At 69.8% G+C, this 24,080-nt stretch carries 18 protein-coding genes and 2 pseudogenes; 3 read left to right on the top strand and 17 right to left on the bottom strand.

The window, feature by feature from the left end:
- Positions 1-417: 417 nt before the first annotated feature.
- From NBG84_RS15865 to NBG84_RS15915, 11 genes and pseudogenes are all read right to left on the bottom strand, one after another.
- On the bottom strand, positions 418-1,836 hold the full coding sequence (locus NBG84_RS15865) for an NADH-quinone oxidoreductase subunit N (RefSeq protein ID WP_250920093.1): 1,419 nt from the start codon (positions 1,834-1,836) through the stop codon (positions 418-420).
- On the bottom strand, positions 1,833-3,338 hold the full coding sequence (locus NBG84_RS15870; protein WP_250920094.1) for a complex I subunit 4 family protein: 1,506 nt from the start codon (positions 3,336-3,338) through the stop codon (positions 1,833-1,835). The genes NBG84_RS15865 and NBG84_RS15870 overlap by 4 nt, the downstream gene beginning before the upstream one ends.
- 5 nt (positions 3,339-3,343) lie before the next feature.
- A complete protein-coding gene (locus tag NBG84_RS15875; RefSeq protein WP_250920095.1) occupies positions 3,344-5,167 on the bottom strand; it encodes an NADH-quinone oxidoreductase subunit 5 family protein in 1,824 nt (607 codons plus the stop codon).
- A complete protein-coding gene (nuoK, locus tag NBG84_RS15880) occupies positions 5,164-5,469 on the bottom strand; it encodes an NADH-quinone oxidoreductase subunit NuoK (RefSeq protein WP_250920096.1) in 306 nt (101 codons plus the stop codon). Before nuoK ends, NBG84_RS15875 begins: the two co-directional genes overlap by 4 nt.
- A complete protein-coding gene (locus tag NBG84_RS15885; protein ID WP_250920097.1) occupies positions 5,466-6,029 on the bottom strand; it encodes an NADH-quinone oxidoreductase subunit J in 564 nt (187 codons plus the stop codon). The genes nuoK and NBG84_RS15885 overlap by 4 nt, the downstream gene beginning before the upstream one ends.
- 32 nt (positions 6,030-6,061) lie before the next feature.
- Positions 6,062-7,006: an NADH-quinone oxidoreductase subunit H gene (locus NBG84_RS15890; protein WP_250920098.1), complete on the bottom strand. Its 945-nt coding sequence runs from the start codon at positions 7,004-7,006 to the stop codon at positions 6,062-6,064.
- Complete coding sequence (locus NBG84_RS15895) at positions 6,999-8,309, bottom strand: hypothetical protein (protein WP_250920099.1); 1,311 nt, start codon at positions 8,307-8,309, stop codon at positions 6,999-7,001. The genes NBG84_RS15890 and NBG84_RS15895 overlap by 8 nt, the downstream gene beginning before the upstream one ends.
- Positions 8,300-8,680, bottom strand: a complete 381-nt coding sequence (locus NBG84_RS15900; protein WP_250920100.1) for an NADH-quinone oxidoreductase subunit A — start codon at positions 8,678-8,680, stop codon at positions 8,300-8,302. The genes NBG84_RS15895 and NBG84_RS15900 overlap by 10 nt, the downstream gene beginning before the upstream one ends.
- Before the next feature lie 764 nt (positions 8,681-9,444).
- Positions 9,445-9,837 carry a hypothetical protein gene (locus NBG84_RS15905; RefSeq protein ID WP_250920101.1) on the bottom strand — a complete coding sequence of 131 codons (393 nt, stop codon included), beginning with the start codon at positions 9,835-9,837 and terminating at the stop codon, positions 9,445-9,447.
- Positions 9,838-9,871: 34 nt separating this feature from the next.
- Positions 9,872-10,498, bottom strand: a pseudogene (locus NBG84_RS15910) (TerD family protein); the annotation flags it as partial.
- A 66-nt stretch (positions 10,499-10,564) separates the two neighbouring features.
- Complete coding sequence (locus NBG84_RS15915) at positions 10,565-11,101, bottom strand: hypothetical protein (protein WP_250920103.1); 537 nt, start codon at positions 11,099-11,101, stop codon at positions 10,565-10,567.
- Positions 11,102-11,560: 459 nt separating this feature from the next.
- Here NBG84_RS15915 and NBG84_RS15920 point away from each other — a divergent pair, with 459 nt between their 5' ends.
- Complete coding sequence (locus NBG84_RS15920) at positions 11,561-12,214, top strand: hydrolase (RefSeq protein ID WP_250920104.1); 654 nt, start codon at positions 11,561-11,563, stop codon at positions 12,212-12,214.
- Between the two features lie 235 nt (positions 12,215-12,449).
- Entirely contained in the window at positions 12,450-12,998 is a 549-nt protein-coding gene (locus NBG84_RS15925; protein ID WP_250920105.1) for an NAD(P)-binding domain-containing protein, read from the top strand.
- On the opposite strand, the gene NBG84_RS15930 is transcribed toward NBG84_RS15925, so the two are convergent.
- The 5 genes from NBG84_RS15930 to NBG84_RS41120 all read right to left on the bottom strand — a co-directional run bounded on the left by NBG84_RS15930 (position 12,924) and on the right by NBG84_RS41120 (position 22,039).
- Positions 12,924-13,646 (bottom strand): antibiotic biosynthesis monooxygenase, encoded by a 723-nt coding sequence (locus tag NBG84_RS15930; protein WP_250920106.1) that lies wholly within the window; start codon positions 13,644-13,646, stop codon positions 12,924-12,926. The two genes, NBG84_RS15925 and NBG84_RS15930, sit on opposite strands and share 75 nt — an antisense overlap.
- A 140-nt stretch (positions 13,647-13,786) precedes the next feature.
- The gene (locus NBG84_RS15935; RefSeq protein WP_250920107.1) at positions 13,787-14,800 is read right to left on the bottom strand and encodes an alpha/beta hydrolase; all 1,014 of its coding nucleotides are present in this window, start codon (positions 14,798-14,800) and stop codon (positions 13,787-13,789) included.
- 752 nt (positions 14,801-15,552) lie between these two features.
- Positions 15,553-16,017, bottom strand: coding sequence for a MarR family winged helix-turn-helix transcriptional regulator (locus NBG84_RS15940; RefSeq protein ID WP_250920108.1), 465 nt, complete (start codon positions 16,015-16,017; stop codon positions 15,553-15,555).
- Between the two features lie 181 nt (positions 16,018-16,198).
- Positions 16,199-18,937, bottom strand: a complete 2,739-nt coding sequence (locus tag NBG84_RS15945) for a helix-turn-helix transcriptional regulator (RefSeq protein ID WP_250920109.1) — start codon at positions 18,935-18,937, stop codon at positions 16,199-16,201.
- A gap of 291 nt (positions 18,938-19,228) precedes the next feature.
- Complete coding sequence (locus NBG84_RS41120) at positions 19,229-22,039, bottom strand: helix-turn-helix transcriptional regulator (RefSeq protein WP_250920110.1); 2,811 nt, start codon at positions 22,037-22,039, stop codon at positions 19,229-19,231.
- Positions 22,040-22,623: 584 nt separating this feature from the next.
- Here NBG84_RS41120 and NBG84_RS15955 point away from each other — a divergent pair.
- A complete protein-coding gene (locus tag NBG84_RS15955; RefSeq protein ID WP_250920111.1) occupies positions 22,624-23,724 on the top strand; it encodes an ABC transporter substrate-binding protein in 1,101 nt (366 codons plus the stop codon).
- Between the two features lie 222 nt (positions 23,725-23,946).
- Here the strand turns inward: NBG84_RS15955 and NBG84_RS15960 are convergent.
- Positions 23,947-24,063 (bottom strand): annotated as a pseudogene (locus tag NBG84_RS15960) (IS5/IS1182 family transposase); the annotation flags it as partial.
- Positions 24,064-24,080 lie beyond the last annotated feature (17 nt).

The following is a 24,080-nucleotide window of genomic DNA, read 5'->3' on the forward strand; positions in this document are numbered from 1 at the left end:
GACCCCTTCCGATTTTCTGTTCGAATATCATCCTGCGGCCAGCATGCAGAACCGCCCCAAAGTCCGGAAGGCAGCGTTCCGGCCGTACCCGCAGTGGCCGGAACGCGCGCCCGGTTGCCTGTCCCCTCGGCTTCCGTTCGGCCTTGTCGGGGACCTGGGGGTATCCAGGTCTTGGATCATGTGAGCCGCGGTGCACAGAGCATTCGCCAGCGACCACGACCGGCTGCGGCCTGAAAGCACAGCCCGGCCTCGGCGCCGACGCGATGGCCGCCCTGGCGCGGCTCCACGGGTCCAAGGGGTGCCAGACGCTGGGCGGGAACCGGTGCGACTGTCCCCGCTGAGTCGGGTCGGGTCGGGTCGGGTCGGGTCGGGTCAGGTCAGGTCAGGTCAGGTCAGGTCAGGTCAGGTCAGGTCAGGTCAGGGCATGATGGGCGTCGCGAGGACTTCCAGGACGGGGTTGGCCAGTACGCCGAGGGCGATGGACGCGGTAGCCGCCATGCAGGCGACGCCCGCGGCCGTCTTGGGGCCAGCGGCTGCGGGCCCCGGAGTCCGGGGCGAGAACGTCGGAGCGATCCAGCGCAGGTAGTAGAAGAGTGAGGCGACCGTGTTGACGGCGGCGAGGATCACCAGCCAGGCGTACCCGCCGTCGAGCGCCGCGCTGAACACCTGGAGCTTGCCGAGGAACACGGCGGTGGGTGGGGTACCGACCAGGCCGAGCAGGCAGACGACCAGGGAGGCGATGAGGAGGGGCCGTTGTCGGGCGACTCCTCGGTAGTCCTCGATGGTGTGCGCGTCGGGCAGCGCGCAGACGACGGCGAACGCTCCGAGATTGGTGATGGTGTAGGCAGCCAGGTAGAAGAGCAGTGCCTGCTGGTCGAGGCCGGTGGCGCCGACGACGACGATGGGCATCAGGAGGTAGCCGACCTGGCTGATGGTCGAGTACGCGAGCAGGCGTTTGACGTCCTGTTGGAAGAAGGCCGCCAGATTGCCCAGGGTCATGGAGGCCGCGGAGATCACGGCCACCAGTTCGGGCCAGGGGATCAAAGTGTCCGAGAGGGGCACCGCGGCGAGCCGGTAGAGGGCGGCGAGGGCGCCGATCTTGGGCAGGGTGGTCAGGAACGCCGCCACGGGTGCCGAGCTGCCCTGCACCGCGTCCGGAACCCAGAAGTGTGCCGGCACTCCCCCGATCTTGAAGAGGACTCCGGCCACCAGTGCGGCCGTCCCGGTCATCACCAGCCCGGTGGAAGCCATGGGTAGTTCGGTTCGCAGCATCGGATACATGCTGGCCCGCCCGGCGCCGAGCAGGACGGCGACCCCGGCGAGCATCACCACTCCGAGCAGTGCGCCTACGACGTAGTACTTGAGCGCTGCCTCCGTTCCCGCGGCGTCCTTGCGGAATCCGGCGAGGGTGTACGCGGGAACGCTGGCCAGTAGATAGCCGGCGGCGAGCAGCAGCAGGTCCTGGGCTCCGGCGAGCATCAGGGCGCCGAGGGCCGCGAGTTGCAGCAGCACGTAGAACTCGGTCTCGCGGGGGTGCGCGTTGAGTGGACCGGCCGCCAGGGCGAGGACGAGCAGGGTGCCGGCGAGGATGATGATCCTGCTGGCTCCGGTGACGGGGTCGATGGCGAAGGAGTCCCCGAACGCGGTGGTGTCAGGACCGGCTGCGGCGACGGCGGCTGCCGCGATGCCCGCGATGCAGGCTGCGGCGGCGAGGGCACCGGTCATCCACTGCCGGTGTCGGGGCAGCCAGGCTCCGAGGAGCAGGCCGATGACCGCTGACGCCGCCAGCATCACCTCGGGGAGGAGGTCGAGGGGGTTCTCGTTCATTCCTTTCATCGCGCGAGCAGCTCCAGCACGGTGCGGGAGGCGGGTTCGATGACGTCGAGGACGAAGCGGGGCAGGAGGCCCAGCACAATGCCCAGGGCGATGAGCGGAATGACGGCGGCGCTCTCGTGCGCCCGGAGGTCGGGGAACGGTCTGGCCGCGCCGGGGGCCAGGGCGGGGAGCCGGGTCGGGCCGAGGAAGATCTGTTGCATGGCGCGCAGGAAGAGTGTGGCGGTGATCAGGATGCCCAGGATGGCCAGTCCGGTGGCCACGGGCCGGGGGCCGAGACTGCCGGCGAAGATCTGGAACTCGGCGATGAAGCCGGAGAGGCCGGGCAGCCCCAGTGAACCGAAGGCCGCCAATCCGGTCAGTGCCGCGAAGAGCGGGGCTCGATCGGCCACTCCCGAGTACGCGGCCATCTCGTAGGTGCGCCCGCGTTCGTAGAGCACGCCGGAGAGCAGGAAGAGCGCACCGGTGAGCAGACCGTGGCTGACCATCTGGAACACGGCACCGGTCACGGCGAGTTGGCGCGCCTGCTCGCCGGCGTCCACGGCGGCCGCCGCGCCGATCGCCAGCAGGATGTAGCCCATGTGGTTGACCGAGGTGTAGGCGATCATCCGTTTGAAGTCGGTCTGGGCCATGGCGACCAGTGCCCCGTACAGCACGGAGACCACACCGACGACGACGAAGACCAGGGCGTACTCCCGCCAGGCGCCGGGCAGCACGGGCATCGCGATCCGTAGGAACCCGTAGGTGCCCATCTTGAGCAGTACGCCGGCGAGGACGACCGACCCGATGGCCGGGGCCTCGGTGTGCGCGGGCGGTAGCCAGGTGTGGAAGGGGACGGTGGGGGTCTTCACCGCCAGGCCCACGCCGATGGCGAGCAGGACCAGTGCCCCGTACAGCGAGCGGGTGGCGAGGGGGTTGGCCTCGGTGAGTTCGATGATGTCGAAGGTGTGTGGATCGGCGGCGAGGTAGAGGCCGATGAAGCCGAGCAGCAGGGCGAGGGAGCCGAGGAAGGTGAAGAGGAAGAACTTCAGGGCGGCCCGGGGCGCCGCGGCGTGCCCCCAGCCGGCGATGATGAAGTACATCGCCACGATGGACAGGTCGAAGAAGACGAAGAAGAGGATCAGGTCGAGGGCGGCGAACAGACCGAGGCAGGTCGTTTGGAGGAAGAGGAAGAGCGCGGCGAACTCCCGTACCCGCCGGGTCTCCCGCAGTGCGTAGACGGCGCAGGCGAGGAACAGCACGCAGGTCATGGCCATCAGTGGCAAGGACAGTCCGTCCACACCGATGTGGTAGCTCACCCCGGCGCTGGGGATCCAGTTGACCTGTGTCTCGTACTGCATTCCGCCGCCGGGGCGGTAGCCCGCCCACACGGTCGCCGTGAGCGCGAGTTCGACTGCGGCCGTCGCCACCCACAGGGTGAGGAACAAGCGGCGCGGAGCTGTCCGCGGCACACACATCAGCAGTGCCGCGACAGCGGTGGGGAGCAGGATCAGAGCCGTGAGCAATGCGGTTACCTCACGAAGACGAGTGCGATGGCGAGGACGGTGAACGCGGCGACGGCCTGGGCGAGGTACTGGTGGAGCTGTCCGCTCTGTGGTCTGCGGGCCCATCGGCCCAGTGCGCGGGTGGTGGACGCGACGCCTTCGACGGCCGCGTCCACGCCCGCTTCGACCCGGCGGTCGGTCCAGCGGGCGAGTGAGAGGGCGCTGTGCGCGGCGGCGTCGATGGTCCGGTCCAGGACCCGGTCGTCGAAGACGGCCAGCGCGTGTGCGGCCCGGATCGTCGGGCGTACGAGGAGGAGTCGCGCCGCGGCCTCCAGACGGAGCCAGTCTCGCCACGGTGCTCCGATGGCGGGCGCGCCACGGGTCCACACCACGGCGGACGCGAGCAGGGCGAGCCCGCCGGAAAGGACGAACTCCCAGGCGAGGGGGGCCGGTTCCGCCGTGGTTCGAAGGACTCGGGCGACGGCTTCCCGCGCCGGAGGCAGGGCAAGGGCTGTGAGGCCGACGCAGGCGACGGCGAGGAGGAGAAGCGGTGGTGGTTCCGAGTGCGGCAGGCGGCTGCCGGACACGGGTGTCGGACGCCATACGAACCAGAGCGCCTTGACCGCGTACACCGCGGAGATCACCCCGGCCGCCAGCCCCACCGCGTACAGCCAGACGCTCTCCTTGAGCGCGCCGGCCAGCAGGAGGTCCTTGGCCGCCCAGAGCGACAGCGGCGGAATCCCGGCGAGGGTGAGCGCGGATACGGTGAAGGCGATGCCGGCCGTCCGGTAGCCACGGGCCGCTCCGCGCAGGGCCCGCAGTGTTTTCGCGCCGAGGGCGGTGAGCCAGGCGCCGGCTACGAGGAAGGCCAGGCTCTTGGCTGCCGCGTGGGCCATGAGTTGCACGGTCCCGCCGGTCACGGCGCCCGTCCCGGCTGCCAGCACCATGAAGCCGATCTGGGCGCAACTGGACGCCGCGAGGAGTTGCTTGAGGTCGGTTTGGGCGACAGCGACCAGACCGAGCAGTACCGCCGTGACGGCGCCCGTCCACGCGACGACCGGACCGCCCCAGCCCGAGGCACTGAGCAGCGGCTCCAGGCGGAGCAGCAGATACGCCCCGGCCACCACCATGGTGGCGGAGTGCAGCAGTGCCGAGACCGGGCTGGGGCCCTGCATGGCGCTGGAGAGCCAGAAGCTGAAGGGCAGTTGGGCGGACTTCCCCAGTGCCGCCACGATCACCCCGGCGGTGATGGCCGAGAGCCAGGGATCGGCGGTGTGGGCGAGTTCGTTCAGGGCGAGGGTGTTGGCCTGGCCGCTGGCCAGAGCCGCGCCGGCGGCCAGATAGAGACCGAGATCGGCCGCGCGGGTGGTGAGGAAGGCGGTATTGGCCGCGTGTCCGCGTGCCGGGTCCCGCCACCAGAAGCCGATGAGGGCCCAGGAGGTCGCTCCCATCACCTCCCATGCCATCAGCAGGACGGGGAGGGAGGCGGCGGTGACGGTGGTGAGCATCGAGCCGCTGAACAGGAGCATCAGACCGAAGAATCGGGCTCGGGATTCCCCGCGGCCGATGTCGCCGACGCTGAAGAGGAGGACGGCCGCGGTGATCGCCGCCACGGTCACCGCCATCAGGCCGGACAGGCCATCCACCGCCAGGCGTACGGGCAGGTCCTCCAGCAGCGGCGCCTGGGCGGTCGGGTGCCGCAGGGCGACGGCGATCGCGAGACCGAGGGTCACGGCGGCGCAGGCCACCCCCACCGCCGGGGCGGCCCGGTCGGCGTGCCGTCCGGCCGCTGTCAGCAGTGTCCCGACGGTCAGCGGCAGGGCGATCAGGGCCCACAACAGCGCGCTCACTCCCTGAGCTCCGCCGCCATGTCGGTCATATCGACCTCGCGTGTCCGAAACAGTGCGGTGACCACCGCGAAGCCGACGGCCATTTCCACCGCCATCACCGTCACCGCCAGAACGACCAGGACCTGCCCGTCCGCCGTGTCGGGGGTGATGTAGTGCCAGATCGCGGACGCGCCGACGATGATTCCTCCCAGCATCAGCTCCAGGCCCATCATCAGCATCACGATCGACTGCTGGGTCAGCGCCCCGAACAACCCGATGCTGAACAGGGCCGCGGCGAGCAGCAGAAGCAGGTCCAGACTCACCGGCCGCCACCTCCCGGGACCGGGTCATCGGCGGGACGGGTACGCAGATCGTCGCCGAACCGGTCGTAGCGGCCGCGCCGGGTGGCCAGGACGACGGTCGACACGATGGTGGCGAAGAGGGCCATGCCCAAGGTCACCATCGTGAGCATCTGCGGCCCCATGAGTGACATGCCGAGCGACATCGTGGGGTCGGTGGGCGGTCCACCCCGTCGGGCCGGCCACCGGGCCAGGAGAACCCCGCTGGCGAGTGCGGCGAACACCGACACGCAGATGACGGCCGCGCCCTTCTTGTTGTGCAGCATCGACATCGGCATCAGACCGGCCGGGTTCATCATGTACATCACCATGAAGACGGCCATGATGGCCATCTCCAGGGTCATCATCAGCACGATGACGACACCGAGGTAGTCGAGCCCCAACAGCAGGACCTCGCCGCCGACGCAGAGCAGCGACAACAGCAACGCATAGGTGGCACGGGCCATCGAGTCGAACCGGAACACCATGACACCGGCAGCCACGGCAAGGACCGCCAACACCCAGAAGACGATGTCCTCGGACACCGGTGACACTTCCTCTCCGTCATTCATATGAGTCAGCGATTCAGTACGACCACGGCGACGACAAGGGCCTGCAACAGCGTCGCGGGCACCAGCACCAGCCAGGCGAACTCCGTGTAGCGCTCCATCCGCAGGGTGGGCAGGAGCCTGCGGCCGGCGACCAGCGCCGCCAGGACCAGCGCGGTCTTGACCAAGGTCCACGCCCAGGCGGGCAGTAGCGGACCGTGGCCCCCGCCGAGGAACAGCGGCACGCTGACACCCGCGGTCACGACCATCAGCAGCCATCGGCCGCCCAGGAAGACCAGGCGGTCGACGCCCGACAACTCCATGGCCGCGCCGCCCGCAGCATCCCTGCCCAGCGGATGTCCGAACGGTCCCCAGAAGGACATCGCCATCGCACTGAGCAGATAGACGAAGAACGCGACCGGCATCCACACCGCGAACCACAGCCCGTCCTGAGCCGCCACGACCTCCCCGACCTGGAGCGACTCGGCGCCCAGTGCCGCGGTCGTGATCGCGAACATGTGCGGCAGTTCGTACGCCAGGCCCTGCGCGAGGAACCGGTATCCACCGATCAGTGACAGCGCGGAGTTCGGACCCCACCCCGTCAGCCACACCGCGGCCCAGGCCAACGCCTCCATCGCGTTGAACCACACGATGCCGACGGTGGGGTCGCTCAACGAGCGGAACCCCAGCGGCAGTACGGCTCCCGCCAGTACGGCCGCCACGGGTACGAGCACCACCCCGATCCGGCCCAGCGCGGTATCGGCCGCGGTGGTCCGGCGTGACGGCTGGACGAGCAGCCGCAACACCTCACGCAGCGGGGCCGCCGCCCGGAATCCCAGCTCGCGCAACGACCCCGGGCGCCCTCGCACCGCCGCGGCGGACAGCACCGCGTCGAAGCCGACGGTGACGACCGCGACGGACACCAGGGCGATCGGTAGGATCACCACCGCCCACGGGGGTACGGCCTCAGACATGCGCACCGTCCCCGGCGGATACGGCGACGGACTCATCCACGTCGGGGTCCAGGCTCGCCACGATGAGCCGCGCACAGCCGAACTCGGCACCGGCCAACAGCTCCGGAAGGACGTCGAGCAGCGCCTGCGACGGAGGTCTGCTCCCCCCGACCGTGCCGCGTGGTCCGATCAACTCCCCGGCAGGCAGCGGCCGTACGTCGTCGAAGTCCCGGACCGCCCGGCGGGCCTCCCGCAGCCACACCAGAAGCCGGTCGTGGACATCGCCGTCCGCCTCCAGCGCGGGACCGGTCACTCCCCACCGCCGCGCCCGCTCCGCGGGCAGCCTCCCCAGACCGGCAAGGCCCCAACGCAGCGTCCGCGAGCGTTCGACCCGTCCCGCCACGGCCCGGAGCCGCTCACCGCACTGTCCGGCGGGCGCACCGTCCAGTACCTCGTCCCGCAGCCGCCTCAGACGCGCTGCCGGATCGCCCCAACCCGCGAGGGAAAGAAGCCGGCCGAGGCTGTCCAGATGAGCTGCACAGCGTCGGCGGGCCCCAACGCCGAGCGCGACCGGCTCCCCACGGGATGCCCGCAGCCAGGGCTCGTTCCAGAAGGAGGTGCCGTCCGGTGGACCAGGGAGGCGGTCCACGCGGACTTCCTGCACGATGTCGCCCTGCAACGCGCAGCGCAGGATCAGCCCGGCGGGCCAGTCGGCCAGCACGGGGCCCAGCGGCAGGAGCAGCCGGTCGAGTCTGAGCCCGTCCCGGTCATCGGCCCGATCGGCCATCGGCAACCCCGCCACCGTCGACATCGCATGGTGGTCATGGCCCCCATGACCACCGTGCGCATCCTGCTCCGTGTGACCGGCCGCCTCGTGACCTGGATGCTGGTGCTCGTGCCCGTGGGGTGCCCCATGGCCGGGCTCGGCAGGGGCGGATCCGCTGCCGGAGTGCGCCTGGTGCTCCCCGGCACCGGCGTCCTCGTGCCCGGACGCGGATTCGGAAGGCGAGGCTGCCCTTTCGCTGAGCAGGGCGAGACCCTCGTCCAGGGCCTGTGCGGCGCGACCGGGCCGAGACACGTCGACGCGGAGTGCGGGTTGCGGCATGGCGCGTCGCAGGGTGTCCAGTCGCCGCCCCACATCCGGGTCCGGACTGCCACAGACCACCAGGAGATCCGCGACCGCCGGAGCGCCCGCGATGTCCCAGCCTCGCCGCCGCAACTCCGCCTCGACGTCGAGCCGCAGCTCCGTCGCTCCCGGCAGGACCGCCACCAGAACCACCGGGCTCTGCACCGCCCTACGCCGCAATCGGCTTCTCAGGTCCACCGAAACGCCCCCTCGCGCCCGGCATACAACACACCGGCGAACAGGATCGCGAGGAAGAGGAACATCTCGACGACCGCGGCGACTCCTACTTCCGAAACCACCTTCACCCACGGGTACATGAAGAGCATCTCCATGTCGAAGGCGAGAAAGATCATGGTGATCGGGTACCAACGCACATGGAACCGTGAGAAGGCGTGCTGCTCCGGTGCGAATCCACCACTGAACGGCTCGACTTCCCCAACGGAACGGGCGGGCGCGAGCCACATCGACACCCCGTAAACCACTACCAGCCCCGCCACCACCACCCCCAGGAGCAGCAGGATCGACGCCCATGCGGTCAACACACCGGGTCCTCCGCTCTCTTCGTCCATGCCCCCGGTGCTTCGGCGATCCGGCAGCGAGAAGGGCCGGCGAGAGCGTCAGGGGCTCATGGTGGCTCACCCGGAAGGCAGCGACGGGGAGGCGCGACCGACGAAAGTCCCAAATCGCTGCGAAATACCCATCACCTACTAAAAGGGCGACGCCCCAGAGACCGATGATCCGACCACCGCACGAAGTCGTCTCCACCTCCCCTTCGACCGCAGCCGACCCGGTGACGCCCTCGGCCAGGGAGCTCGTGGATTTCGTCGAGTTGAGCAGCTCGAACCCGGTGCCGGCTGCGCGCCGTCGTTGCGACGGTCTTTGCGGTCTGGAGGAGGTCCGAGTCGTGGCGCGGGGCCTTCTTGGTTGGGAGTGGCCGGTCACTCGGCCTTCCAGTTGTGCCGAGTGCGTCAGGCTGCCGTCTGCCGGAAGAGCGCGCGGAGACCTCTCCAGGCGGGTGCCAAACGGCGCCCGCGTCGATCCCCTTCCGACGGAGTAGCGAGCCGTGGCCGTCCAGCGCCGAACCTGCTCGCCGGCAAAGCCCGCTCCTGGCATGGCGGTTCACCCGGATCTGGCATCCGCTGGCCACAGCCCTTCTCCCCGCGGCGCCAGGCTTCACCGACCGCATCCGCGCCATCACCACAGCGGCGACTCAACCCGCCGCCTCCCCCGCCCGAACGCCGTACCGTTCCCCTCGGGTAGAGCCGCAGGCCCCGGAAGAGGCGGGCGCGGCCCGCCGGCACCGGGCCGGGAGGCCGCGCCGGGCGCGTACGTCCTAGAAGGCCAGGCGGTCGAGCCGTGCCTCCCACTCGGCCCCGCCATCCCCGAAAGTGACCAGGAGCGGGCCCTGCACCAGGGGGAGGATCACGCTGAAGGGGCCGGACATGCTGAAGATCGAGTCACCGTAGTCGGGGAGTTCGCTGCGGTTCGCCACCTCGTAGCAGCGCACGTTGACATACGTCTCGCTCCGGACGTCCAGATACAGATCGGCGGGGCCACCCGTGTGCAGGAAGACCTCGGGGCCCCTCCCGCTCAGGGTGCCTTCGAGCCGGCGGGCGGCCGTCAAGGGCAGGACGCGTACCGTCCAGGGGCGCTTGTCGTCGATCTCCAGGCGCAGGGGTCGGTCCCGGGGGACCTCGACGGTGGCGGATCCCTGGAAGTCCTCCATGCTGCCGCTCAGGAGGTAGCTTTCGGCCTTGTCGTCAGGGCCGAGCGGGCGAAGGGAGAGGTACCCGTCGCCCGTGCACTCGATGTGGACCAGGGCGGGACCCGGCCGGCACGTGCCGGCCGGTGTCCACCACCTCCCTGCCGTGTCCCGCCACGACATGGGGTACGAAGGCCTCGCCGAAGGACCAGTCGGAGGCCGCTGTGTCCGGCCCGTGGGCGCCGACGGGTGCGGTGGGGTGGGGTACGGGCGCGGCCGGGGCCGGGACGGGAGGCGCTGCGGGCGCTGCCGCAAGCGGTGTCGCGGGGGCCGGAGCAGCGGGGTCGTCGGCGACCTCGATGCCGTGAGCCGATACGAGACCGGCGAGCCCGGAGGCATACCCTTCGCCTGTCGCGGAGAATTTCCAGCCGCCCGAGCTGCGGTGAAATGCGCCGAGTACGAGCGCGGTCCCGGCCGCCGCGTCGTCCACCTCGTACCGGAGGACACCCTCCCCGTCCTCGGCGAACGCCTCCATCACCAGGCCGGTCCGCGCGGAGAAGGGGATGCCGTCCCTGGAGGCGACGACGAGGACCCGTTCGATCTCGGCCTCGATCACGGCGAGTCGGAGTTCCAGCCACGGCCCACGGTCATTGGCCCCGAGGTACCGCACCGTCCCGGAGGGGTGCGCGGGCTGTCCGTCGAACCGGGGCGGCTGAGGGCCGGCGGCGACATGGCGACATCAGCCGTTGCGCTACAGCGGGGGCGTTGGTGTAGGGAGCAAGCAGGCCACGGGGAGCGCTTGGGGGCTCACCCTTCTTGTCCCGTTGGCATGAGGTCTACGCGTGGAGGGTGAGGGGGTTGTCCGGGGTGTCGAGCCAGGCGTGGTTGCCCCGCCCCGGGTGTCCACCGTGAGGCCGAAACGTCCGGGGGTTGGTTCACCGGCGTCGGTCCACCAGCGGTAGGCGGCCTCCAGTTCGTCCCACAGTCGTCTCGGACCGCTCTGGTACACGGTCGACGTGGGTGTGTGGTCGTGGAGGACCGCCGCTGCCCAGGAGCGGTCGGTGAGTCCGTAGAGCCAGACGCTGCGGCTCTCCCGACGCCGGTCCCCGAGGTAGGCGCAGCCGCGCACCAGGAGGCGGGCCGCGGTCATGAACGGGTGGCGAAGCGGGGCGTCGAATCCGATGGTGCGGGAGGTGAGGGTGGTGGGGCTGGTGGTGGCGTCGCCGGGGAATCCGTTGGAGAGGTAGGCGGCTTGGTCGAGGTGGCGGCGTTGGGTACGGGCTTTCATGAACTCGACGGGGTCGCCGAGGGTTCCTGTGGCGCTGGTGCCGTCATGGGAGACGGTGAGGCGGAGGATGTGGTCGGCGTTGGTGAAGTGGGTGCCCCAGGGGGTGACGATCAGGCCGCCGGGTCGGGTCTGTTGGACCCAGGTGTAGGGGATGGTGCGCAGTGCCAGTTGTTGTCGAGGAGACGCCTATACGGCTGCAGCGCGACCTCGGCCGTGTGGAGACACTCGCCCGCGCCGCCCGGGTCGGCTTGTTCCGCCAGCCCTCCCCCAGTCCCGTCGCGAGCGAGGCCCCCGGGTGGACAGGAGGTCACTCGCCATGGAGCGGGAGCCTAACCAAGCTGGTGGCAACCGCTGAGGTCTAGGTGGTTGTCGCCGATGCGAGGGATAGCGGCTCGATGGAATGGTCGAAGTGTCGGCGGCAGAACGGGCCGCGGACCGACACGACCAGCGGGAGAATTCATGGCAGCCCAAGGCATCACCTATACCGGCCTCGACGCTCTCCTCACCCCGGAGAACTCCGTTCTCCTGTTGATCGACCATCAGGGCGCCCAGTTCGCGGGCATGCGCAGCATGGACGCCAGCCTGGTGGTCAACCATGTGACGGCGCTGGCCAAAGGGGCCAAGCTGTTCGATGTTCCGACCATCCTGACCACCGTCGTGGCGGATCGCGGCGGCCGGCTCATCCGCCAGGTCCAGGACGTGTTCCCCGATCAGACTCCGATCGACCGTACGACGATCAACACCTGGGAGGACCAGCGGGTGGTGGACGCGGTTGCCGAGACGGGCCGGAAGGACATCGTCATGGCGGGTCTCTGGACGGACATCTGTCTGGCCTGGCCGGCTGTTCACGCCATAGCCGACGGCTACCGGGTGTTCGCGGTGACGGACGCCTCGGGTGCCACCAGTGTCGAGGCCCATGAGCGCGGTATCCAGCGGATGATCCAGGCTGGTGTGATCCCGACCTGCTCCGGAACCGTCATCGGGGAGTGGCAGCGGGACTGGGCCCGTGAGGAGACCGTACCGGGCATGAGCGAGATCCTCCTTGAGCACGGTGGTGTCTTCGGCACCAGCCTGGCCTGGGAGTTCCAACTGCTCGGCCTCGACAAGAGCTGACCCGGTCGGACCCTCGGCGACCGGCCAAAGCCGCTGAGGCCGTCCGGACCTCAAGCCCCGCCTTCCGAACAGAGCCCGCTCACGCGGCCCTGCGGCGCCGTTACAGGCCTGCCGCAGGGCCGCCCCTCGGCCTCGGACCCATACCCCGACCTCAGGTCTTCGGCACACCCACCGGCTGCCATTCGACCGCAGGTCTCGCGAACCGGGCCATCGGACACCCTCAAGGAGTCGCACAATGAAGATCACGATTGTTGGCCGTGGCCGGGTCGGCGGCGGGCTCGCCCGCCTGTGGACCAGTGCGGGCCATGCGGTGACCGGGCTCGGGCAGGACGGCGGGGACGCCGCAGGCGCCGACGTCGTGGTGGTGGCCGTGCCCGGTCACGCGATCGCCGACGCGCTGGGCAAGGTGTCCGGTCTCGCCAGTCAGATGACCCTCGACGCGACCAATGTCTACCAGGAGCGCGACAATTCGTTTCCGTCGCTCTCCCACCAGGTCAAGTCGATCGTCGGGGGCCCGACCGCCAAAGCCTTCTCCACGGTCTTCGCCGCCGCCTACACGCAGATCTCGGCGCAGAGGATCAGGCCGAGCAATCTCTTCGCGAGTGATCCTGCGGCCCGCAGCACCGCCGAACAACTCATCCGGGACGCCGGTTTCGACCCTGTCCACGTCGGGGAGCTCGACCCCGGGGCGCGGCTGCTCGAAGACAGTTCAAGCCTCACCCGAGCGCTCGCCACGCAGATGGGGCCCTTCTTCTACCGGTACGGCCGACCCGGCGAACTCTGATCCACGGCGACTCCGGCGTCCGGCGGTCATGGCTCTGCGGCCGGGCCCGCCGAAGGGCACCGAGCGCCCTGTGCTGGGGAAGAGCCATCGGCGTAGGAGCCGGGTGAGCACGGGCATGACGGCGTAGGACATCAGGGTGCTGAAGAGGGCCGCGATGATTCCGGTGCGTACGACGAGGGGCAACCCGGCCATCGCCGGCTGGAGCACCGTGCCTGCCAGCAGCGAGACGGGGAAGATGCCGAGGAACGCGGTTAAGGTCATCTTCCCCTGGGAGGGGGCCTGTCGGGTGTCCGCCCCGGGCACCGGGAACCAGCCCTCCAAGCCGGTGAGCCAACGCCTGTCGATCTCCCGGTGGTGGCCATCCGCGCGGGCGAACCAGGTGGTGCGTTCGCCGGAGGCGTGCCAGTGCTCGTACGCGTCGTTGTCCCGGAAACGGTGGACCAGGAACCAGGGTTCACCGGGTGAGGCCGGCCGAAAAAGGCCATGGCCGAGGTGCCCGGGGAATCGGGCCGCCACCGAGAAGAGGCCGTTCGCCCATTCCTCGAAGGCCGCCTCGTGGCCGGGGTCCACCTGGCGGGCTATCAGCAGGGACACCTCACCGGAGGGCAGCGGGGCCGACCTCTGCTCATGACGGATCTCTGGACTCAACTCCGGGCTCCCCTCTCATGTCTGCGCCGAACGGTGATGCCCGGTTCCGGTGGTCTGTCCCCTGGCCTTTGGTGCTGTCCGGTCAACCCAGAGCGGGACCGCGGTCACCTCCGGGGCCCGCGACTCCGGGCGGGGCGGAATCATCCGTTGAGCAGGCGTTGCAGCCAGCGCAGCCGGGCGGCACGGGCAGCCTTCGACAGGGTCGCCTCCGGTACGAGGGCGTCGAAGCCGTGGAATCCTCCGGGCCACACATGGAGTTCGGCCACTCCCCCGGCCTGCCAGACACCGCTGGCGAAGGCGACGACCTCGTCGCGAAATGTCTCGGCGGAGCCGACGTCGAGGAAGGTGGGAGGCAGCCCCGACAGGTCCTGGGCATGGGCCGGTGACGCGTAGGCGGGTATGTCCGGGGTGCCGCGGAGCGGGCCGAGCAGGGCGTCCCAGCCGGTGTTGTTCGACGTCCGGTCCCAGGCTCCGAGCCCCGCCATCTGATGGCTGGAGGGGGTGTTGTTGCGCTCGTCGAGCATGGGGCAGACGAGGAGTTGTCCCGCCAGGCGCGGACCACCCCGGTCGCGGGCAAGCAGGGTCAGGGCGGCGGTCAGGCCGCCGCCCGCGCTCGGGCCCGATACGACCACTCGCCCGGGATCGGCATCCAGTTCGTCAGCGTGGTCGACCGTCCACGTCAGTCCGGCCCATACATCGTCCAGAGCCGCCGGGTAAGGGTGTTCCGGGGCCAGCCGGTAGTCGACGGAGACCAGGACGATCTCCAGTTCGACCACCCAGTCGAGCATTTCCCCGATGAGGTTGCGGTTGTCGCCGAGGATCATTCCACCGCCGTGTGTGAAGTACACGAGGGGCAGTGGCCCCCGGACCCCTGAGGGGCGGCACAGCAGAAGGGGCACATCGGGGGCGCCGGGAGGTCCGGACACCAGCCGCTCCTCGAACTCGATGGCACCGCCGCGCCGTATCTCCTCGTCGGGTGTCCGCATGCGATGGAGAGTGCGGCGCAGAGCGGGGATCGCGCCCGGAGTGATGGCGGCCGGGAGCCGTTCGCTCAGCGGGCCGAGCGCGGGTTCGAGCTCGGGGTCGAACGGTGGTGGCGTACCCGCGTGGGCGGGGCGCGCGGGCATCGGGTCGGAGGGGGATGCGATGGTCATGAGAGCTCCTGGTTGAGACAGGGTGCGGCCGGCCGGTACGGGCGGCCTCGGGGCATGGCCGTGCCTGCACCGGCAGGGGGAGTGGGTGGTCCGGCGGGGTGGATCGGAGGGTGATGCGGCCACGGTCAACGGGGTGCACACCACCGGTCGCGCAGCAGGTCAGCGGTACGGCGAGGCAGCGGACCTGGTCGACCGTCCTATCGGGTCGTGTGTCCTGGCTTTCGTCATGGCGCTCTCGGTCAGGCCCGGGACGGTCGTGTCGCGGCACACCCCCCTTTGGCGTAGGCGACTGCCCCTGTCGGGCCGACAACCCTGTGCCTCATGACCCGATGACCCGATGACCCGATGACGCCTGACGCCACTCTGTCAGCGAGGTCTCTCGTTTCGCGTCGGCGATCGCTACCTAGGACCACAACCCGGGGGCGACAACGGGGAAGCCTTCCCCGCCGAGGGCGCGTTCCGCGGCAGCTTCTTCGCTTATGCCGAGGAGGCGGGTACGAGGCGGCGCCTTCGCCGGTGGTATCGCCGATTCGGGGCTCGGCGGGGACAGGTGGGGAGACGGTTGAGAAGACCGGGGCCGGGGCGACAAACGGCTGGGGGATTTCGTGGAATCCAAAGAAAGAGCGCCACTCAAGGCGGAAATGAACCCAGTATCCAGAACCAGGCCGCAACTCGAAGTCGCCTGCTTTGCGCCCATCAGTATCAGGAACGAGCCTCCGAAGAGGTGCGAGACTTGGTCCTGGCCGGATTACTCAACCTTGTTCACGGCTGAGCGCGTCCAGCATTTTCCCGATCAGGGTGCCCAGTTGCTCCACCTCGTCAGAGGTAAGAGGATCGAAGAAGTACCGGCGAACCGTCTCCACATGCTGGGGGGCGGCGCCTTCGATGGCGGCCCGCCCCGAAACGGTCAGCCGCACCATGGCCCCCCGGGCGTCATCGGCGCATGCCTCTCGGGTGACGAGCCCCCGCTTCTCCATGCGGATGATCTGATGGGACAGCCGACTGCGCTCCCACCCGACCTCCCGCCCGAGGTCCCGCGACCTCATCAGACCGTCAGGAACCTCGGACAGCGGAACGAGCAGGGCGTAGTCGGCACCCGACAGCCCGGAGTCCCGAAGGAGCTGACGGTCCTGTGCGCTCTGCAGATCCCGGCGCAGGTCCCGGTACTTCCTCCAGACCTGCGCCTCCTGCTCGTTGAGCCATCGAGGTTCTCCCATGGCAGGAATGTAGCAGAAGGTTGATTTATCACCGAAGTAGCCTTTCCCTATCGACTTCCCGTATCCGCTGAGCCTGGCAGAGAAGAACCAGGTTGCACAGAAAGGGAACTTGGAGGATCAGGAATGCACAGCCAATCCATTTCCCTTTCCCCACCCTCGCCCAATTCGGCTGAGCACTGTTTCAACGAAGGGGAATCGTGCCATGGAGTTGCCGGCGAGAAGAGATGCCCATCTTCTTGAAGACGCTTCTCAGATGGGCGTCGACCGTCCTGGGGCTCAAGTAGAGTTCGGTTCCGACTTCCCTGGAAGTGGCTCCTGTCGCCACCAGTTGTGCGATCTTCAGTTCTTGTGGGGTCAGACAGGAGAAGTCGACCGGTCCGGTCCGGAGTGTGCGGGTGTGCTCCCCCGCCGCGCGCAGTTCCCGGGTGGCGCGGGCGGCGAAGGCGGTAGCGCCACAGGAGGAGAAGACGAAGTTCGCTTGCCGCAGTTGTCTTCGGGCCTCGATCCGGTACCCGCCGGCTCGCAACCATTCTCCGTAGAGAAGTCGGCCACGGGCGGCGTGGAGTGTCGCATCGCTGAGATCGAGCCGCCGAATGGCCTCCTGGTGCAGATCCCCGGCCTCCGATCCGCCGCTGAGAAGTGCTACGGAGCCAAGTCGCACGCCGAGCGCCCAGTCCGTGGAACTGGTTTGGGTACGTCGCAGGACCTCCTCCAGCGCGGCGACGGCGACGTCGGGACTTCCCGACCGGGCAGCCGCCTCCACGAGTTCGACCAGACCCCAGGTGTGTAGGCCGGTCTCATCGAGGTGGTGGACGGACCGCCACATCCGCACGGTGTCGGCAGGACGGCCGAGCCCGTTGAACAGCACCGCCCTGGCGTAGTCGACGGCCGTGAGCAGGTGCCCCTCCCCGCGTGAGATCGCGTCCCGCCGGGCCTCGGAGGCGAGTTCAGCCGTTCGGGCCCGATCTCCTCGCCAGGCCGCGAGGGCGGTCCGTACACAGGGCAGACCCCAGCGGCCCGTATCGCCGGGCAGTGAGCCGATCTCCCGGATGAGCGCCGCCGCCGCCTCGAACTCGCCGGCATGAAGATGGACCAGCGCTCGCCGGCTCAGGGCGGCGGGGAGCAGGGTGAGCGCGCCCGCGTGCCGGGCGTTGCTCATCTGCCGGTCGGCGAGTCGTCGCCACGCGGAGTCGTCCCACAGGTCGATCGCCGCACTGCACACGGCCCATGCCTCACTCTGTCCGTAGGGATGGGCGTCCTGGCCATCGAGATACGCGCGCAGCGCACGCTCAAGCGCCGGCGCCGCGACCGTGATTCCCCCGCTCGCCCGGTCGGTGAGGCCGTCGACGAGCAGGTCGAGAGGGCGGGGGAAGTCGGATGGTGCGGCGCGGGGTGGGCTGTCGGCTGTTTCCAGGGGCTGCGGCTCGGTGGCGAGGCGGCCGGCGCAGGTGGTGGCGGCCAGCTCGTCCAGGCGGATCTCTCGGGCCAGGAGCGCGTCCACGGACGACATGAGAGTGGCCGCACGCCGAAGGAGACCGGCGGCGTTGTCGCACCGGCCGCGATGGAGGGCCAGGCGGGCGCGCACGGTCTCGACACCGGCGGTCAGGCGTTCGTCGGGTTGCCCGGAGTGTGCGAGCGCCAGGAGTCGTTCGGCTGCGTCGTGGGCTCCGGCGTCGCATTGCGACCCGGCCGCGCTGAGGGTCCTCGCGGCACGGTCCGAGGCGTCAGGGGTGAGCCGGGCCGCAGCTTCGAGAAGGGCAGCCGCCTTGCCCGGCGTCCGTTCCAGCGACGCGGATCGCTCAAGGGCTCTTGCCGTGGCTTCGTCCGGGCCCGCGAGGGACTGGGAGTGATGCCAGATCGAGCGATCCGGCTCGTGGGCCGCAGTAACCACGGCGAGGGCGCGGTGGGCGGTCCGGCGGTCGGTCAGTTCGGCATCGTGCCAGACGATGGACCGTACGAGGGGGTGGCTGAACCGGATCCACAGGTCGACGGAGAGGAGTGCGGCCTCTTCGGCGGGTGCCGCCGCCTCGACGCCGATGCCCAGGTGCCGCGCGGCCCGCCACAGGTGCAGGGGGTTCCCGGTGGGTTCAGCGGCCGCTACCAGAAGGAGCTGCCGGGTGTCTGCGGGGAGTGCGTTGATGCGTCTGCGGAGACTGGCTTGTAGGGGCGTTCCGGGTGCGGCGGCGCCGGCTGGGGTGTCCAGGTCGGGGAGGCCGGCGGTCCGGGAGAGTTCGAGAAGGGCGAGCGGGTTGCCTCGGGCTTCCGCGATGATGTGGTCCTTCACGGGGCGGTCGAGGGGAGCTCGGACCCGTTTCGACAGGAGTCTGCGGGCGTCCTGCTCCGGAAGTCCGGTGAGGAGCAGTGAGGGAAGGCTCGTCAGTTCGATCCGGTCGTTGGGCTGCCGGGCCGCGACAAGGAAGGCGACCCGGGCGCCGCGCAGTCGTCGGGCGGCGAAGGCGAGCGCCCGGGTGGAGGCCCGGTCCAGCCAGTGCGCGTCGTCGACGACGCACAGTACGGGGCGTTCGGCCGAGGCCTCGGACAGGAGGCCCAGAGTGGCCGTGCCCACGAGAAAGGGGTCCGGATCGCCGCCCGCGTTTGACTGGAACGCCGCTTCCAGGGCCTGGCGTCGCGGTTTCGACAGCTTGGTGACCGCGGCCAGCAGGGGGTCGCACAACTGGTGCAGCCCGTCGTAGTCGCGCTGTCTGTCGATCTCCCTGCCGCAGGCGCGCAGGACGGTAGTTGGTGGTGCGGTCCGCACCGATTCGAGGAGGGCGGTCTTCCCGATGCCCGCTTCGCCCAGGATCAGCAGCGCTTTTCCGTTCCCGGCGTCGAGGTCATCGACGAGCCGGTGGAGCCGGCGGGTCTCATGGGATCGACCGATGAGCGCCGGTTCTTCGCGTAACACTCGGTGTGTGGGCACGGTTCGCGTCTCCCGCTCCTGAGATGCGGCTGCCGTACACCGAGTCGCCGACCCGCCCCGGTGACGCCTGCCATCCCCGGGCGGCGTGCCCGGACCGGCCCTCGCTGGAGCCGCTACGGGCGCCAGCGCTGAACCGAACGATCCAGCACCCGCCCATGCGGCACCGGCGCGTCCACCGACACGTTTGAGGACACGTCAACAATATCGCCTCGGCAGCACGCCGCGACAGATGCGGCGGTACGCGGATCGCGGCCGTCGGCCGGGCGGACACCCCTGGCGCCCGAGTACGGCTCAGTCGTTCCGATGGGCCCGGCCGTGGCTTCCTCCCCGCGGGTCATCACGCCACAACGGCATATGCCTGAGTTGTCTGCGTGAGGTGATGCCGAGCTTCCTGAAGATGTTCCGCAGATGAGCGTCAATGGTCCGGGGGCTCAGAAAGAGGCGCGTTCCGACCTCCTTCGAGGTCGCGCCCGTAGCGACCAGGCGGGCGATCTGGAACTCCTGGGCCGTCAGCCCGACCGGAGGTGGGGTCTTGCGGCCCCGGGGGTGCTCCCCCGTGCTGTCGAGCTCGCGAGCCGCGCGGGCCGCGAAGGCCCCGGCACCCATCGCGGAGAGCCTGTCGTGAGCGGCGCGCAGCATGGTCCGGGCTTCGAGCCGGCGCCCTTCGCGCCGCAGCCATTCGCCGTAGACCAGGCGGGCACGGGCCGCGTGTACGGCGCCCTGGGTCCGATCGAGTCGTGTGATCGCCTCTCGGTAGTACTCCTCGGCTTCGGAACCTTCCGTCAGGAGTGCCTGGCTGCGCAGGGCCGCTCCTGACGCCCAGTCGGTTCCGGTGCTCTCCGTGCGCTCAAGCAGGCGCTGGAGCGCCGGGAGAGCGATCTCCCGGTCGCCCGTGCGGACCGCCGCTTCCACGAACTCGGTGAGAAGCCATGCGTGGAACCCCATCTCGTCGAGTCGGCAGGCAGGACCCAGGGCTTCCAGGGCGGCGCCGTAGCGGCCGAGACCGTTGAACAGAACGGCTTGGGCGTACTCCACCGCGGTGACGAGTCTTCCTTCGCCCCGGGCCTTGGCACCGGTCCTCGCGAGGTCCGCCAACTCCCGGGTCCGGGTCTCCTCCCCGCGCCACGCGGCCACGGTCACCTCGACGTACTCCAGGCCAGGCGCGCCGACCTCGTCGGCGATGGCATAGGCCTCGGCGACGAGGCTGGAGGCGTCGTCGAACTGCCCGGCGTGGACATGGGCGAGTGCCCGATAGCTGAGCGCCACCGGCAGCACCGTCAGAGCGCCCGCCGCTCGGGCGTCCGCCAACTGACTCTCCGCCAGAGCGAACCACGCGCCCTCCTCCCACAGATCCATGGCGGCACAGCAGGCAAGCCACAGCTCGCCCGTCGCGGGACGGCGGCCGTCGCCCCACTCCCCGTAGGTCCTCACCACGCGGCGCAGCAACGGGACCGCCGCTGAGAAGCCCTTCGTCGTCTGGGTGGTCAACGCGTCGAGGAGTAGATCCCCTGGCCGCGCGGGGGCGTCGTCACCGAGCATGGCCTGGGCGGTCTCGGCCACGTCGGACATCCGCACCGAGTAGGCGAACCGGCCGACGAAGACAGCGGCGGCGAGGGCGTCGAGGAGCGACGCCCTCGCCGCCGGAAGGTCGATCGCCGCCATGGCCCGTGCGGCGTCGAGGAGTTGGGCGACGGCCGCGGAGTCCCGGTTCTGGTCGAAGGCGATCCTGGCGCGCAGGGTCCGGGCCTGCGCCCGCTCACGCGGTCCCAGTGGTCCCCTCCGCGCCACGGAGAGCAGCCCGAGCGCCTCGTCGACGGCTCCGGCCTCGTGCTTCGCTGCCGCGGCGGACAGTGCCCGTTCGGCGCGCAGAGCCCGCTGAGGGGTCAGTCGGGCCGCCTCGGCGAGGAATACCGCCGCCGCGGCGGAACCGCCCCGGGCCCGAGCACGAGTGGCCGATTGGTACATCGCGTCAGCGGTTTCCTCGTCGGGTCCGATCGCGGCCTGGGCCAGATGCCAGGCCCTGCGGTCACCGTCGCTCTCCCCGTCCAGGACGCGGGCCAGCGCTCGGTGGGCGGCGCGGCGCTGGTCCGGCGAGGCGGAGCGATAGACCGTGGAGCGTACGAGGGGGTGGCGGAACCGTACCCAGTTCCCGAAGGAGACAAGTTCGGCCTCCTCAGCGGACTGGGCGTCGCCGGGGCCGATGTCCAGTTCCGCCGCGGCACGTATCAGGAGCGAGGGGTTGCCGGTGGGCTCTGCGGCAGCCATCAACAGGAGGGTTCGCGTCCGGGCCGGAAGTCCCGCCAGTCTGGCTCGGAAGCTCGACTCGATCACGGCCGGGGCGGCGGAGGCGTCGGGGCGCGCGAACCCTCCGGCCAGTTCGCTCGCACGGGGTAGTTCGAGCAGGGCGAGCGGGTTGCCACGGGCTTCGGCGAGGATGCGCTCCCGTACCCCCGGGTCGAGGGGAGCCCGGATCCGGGACATGAGGAGGCTCCGCGCGTCGGCTTCGGCCAGCCCGTTCAGCGGCAGGTGCGGCAGGCCACGCAACTCGGGGCGGGCGGCGGGGTCGCGTACCGCGAAGACCAGCGCGATCGGCTCGTCCCCCACCCTGCGCGCGGCGAAGGCCAGCGCCTGCGCCGATGCCGGGTCGAGCCACTGGGCATCGTCGACGACACAGAGCAGCGGGCCGCTGTCCGCGGCGTTCGCCAGCAGGTCGAGTAAGGCCAGGCCCATGTGGAAGGGGTCGGGAGTGTCGCCCTCCCGCAGCCCGAATGCCGTCCCCATCGCCTCACGCCGAGAAGCCGGCAACGCGGCGATTCCGGAGAGGACCGGCCCGCACAGTTGGTGCAGTGCGGCGAAGGCGAAGTCCCTCTCGAACTCGGCCCCCTCGGCCCGCAGCACGCGCACACCCGCGGCGGACCGCGCGTACCCCAGCAGGGCGGACTTACCGATCCCAGCCTCGCCGCAGATCACCACACAGCCCCCGTTCCCGACGGTCAGCGCTTCGATGAGGCCGTCGAGAGTCGCGCACTCGCACTCCCGCCCGATGAGACGGGGCCGCTCCGGCCCAAGGTGAGGATTCGGACCAAGGTGAGGTAGGGACACACCGCCATTCTGCGGTGCCCGGCATTCGTACCCTCAGCGCGGCCCACTTGACGCCCACGGCCGGGACCTGCGCATCCGCCCCGCGCACCCCACCGCCCTCTGACCGGTCGGCCGTGCCCTGGTGCCGGTGGACCGCTGGAGACGGGATGGCCCGCCGGCCGCAGTTGATCAAACTCCCGACAGGGTTCGGCCGCCAGTCGACGACTACCAGCGGTACGCGGCCCTGCCGCGGCAGGCTCCAGGGCCGACCCTCGTGGAACAGGTCCGTACCTCCGCGCCGCAACACGGTGATCAGTCCGCCGAACTGAGGTGGGATCAGCCCGCTGGAACGCGGCTGTCCAGGCAGGGCTCCGACGCTGTGATCGCACCCCGTCGAACCAAGACCGTCCCACCCGTGAACTGTCCTCGCGGGACGGTCCTTATGGAGGATTGCCCCTCGAATGCGAGCCGGGAGCCAACAGCGGATTGGTTATCAAGAACCTGTCGGTTTCTCCCAGGTCGGCAATGCGGTGGCAGGGTGTTCACGTCAGCGGATGACGCCTTCACTCATAAGGGCCGCACAGCAAGAGCCAAAGGAGAGAGAATTGACGAGTCCTGATCCGGTGACGCGTGGCATCGGGCGACGCGGCATCCTCAAGTACACCGCGGTCGGCGCGGTAGGCGTGAGTGCCTCGGCACTCGCGCCGAATGGCGCCTTCGCGGCGTCGGCCGCGGTCGGCGGCGACTCAGCTCAGTACCTGCGGAAGTTGTACCAGGACGCGCTCGACGAGGGCGGCAAGCTTGTCGTGTGGGCCGGCGGCAGTTCTCCCCAGCAGGAGGTCCGGACCCGTGAGGCGTTCGTCACCGCCTTTCCCGGAATCGACGCCGTCTTCACGGTTCGCTACAGCCCCGTGCAAAGCGCCCTTGTCAATCGGCAGTTGGCCCTCGGCGGTCTGGAGCCTGACCTCGTGCAGATACAGACCCTGTATGACTTCGACCACTGGAAGGCCCAGAACGCGCTCCTGCCGTACCGGCCCCCAGGCGCCCAAGCGGTGTTCCCGCAGTACCGGGACCCCGACGATGCCTACATCGGCATCATGACCCGTTCCTTCGGTCGCGTCAGCAATAGCGCCCTCCTCACCGAGGCCCGGGCTCCTCGGGACGCCAGTGACTTTCTGGCGCCCGCGTTCCGCGACAGGATCGTGATTCCGGACCCCACCGCGGAGGACGCCATCCTGTTCGCCTTCTACCTGGTGACACAGAAGTACGGTCTGCGATACATGGAGCAGTTCATGGAGCAGAGGCCGCTGATTGTCGCGAACGCAGGGGCGACCACGGCGTCGCTGGTCAGCGGCGAGCGCACGGCGACTCTCGCTCACATCGCGTCATTGGCGCCCGTCCCTGGGCAGCCCCTTCGCTACGTCGTGCCGCGGACGGACCAGTTCATGAGCTGGCCGCAAACGGTGGCGATCTTCCGTAAGGCGCGCCACCCGGCGGCTGCGAAGCTCTACATCGCGTGGCAGCTGACCGTGGAACGACAGCGCGGGGGCTTGCAGTGGCCGACTCGCCGCGACGTCGCACCCGCTGGCGGCTGGAAGCCCATTACCCAGTACAACAGTCGATTGAACGGCTTCCGTGAATTCCTGCGCGATCGCGCTGCGGTCGAGCGCTACCGGGCGTTGATCAAAACCTTTGTCGCTCCCTAGCGAATCCATCCGACGTTTCCCTCCCGGCGTGACCGATAGCGCGCTCCGGTCGTCACCTATGCACCCACTGCCCGGTCCGATGGTGGACAGGGAATTGCGCGCAGGTGAAAGACGATCCCCGTATGCAGTCCTAGGGCCTCCCATAAGTGATTTCCGCGTTGCCTCAGGAGTGGTCGGCCGTCGGTCGGGTGGACCGCTCGCCATTCCGCGGAGATGGGATTTCGCGACCAGCAGTGCCCGGTCCTCCCGTGGAACGGTCCACGGTCGGCCCTCGCGGACCGCGTCCGCGTCTTCGCACCGCGGAACCGTCACCAGCTTCCCGAAGGCGCGCGGGCCCAGCCCGGCGAACGGGCCGT

This window comes from Streptomyces albipurpureus (assembly GCF_023701525.1).
In the GTDB taxonomy this organism is placed as follows: Bacteria; Actinomycetota; Actinomycetes; order Streptomycetales; family Streptomycetaceae; genus Streptomyces; species Streptomyces albipurpureus.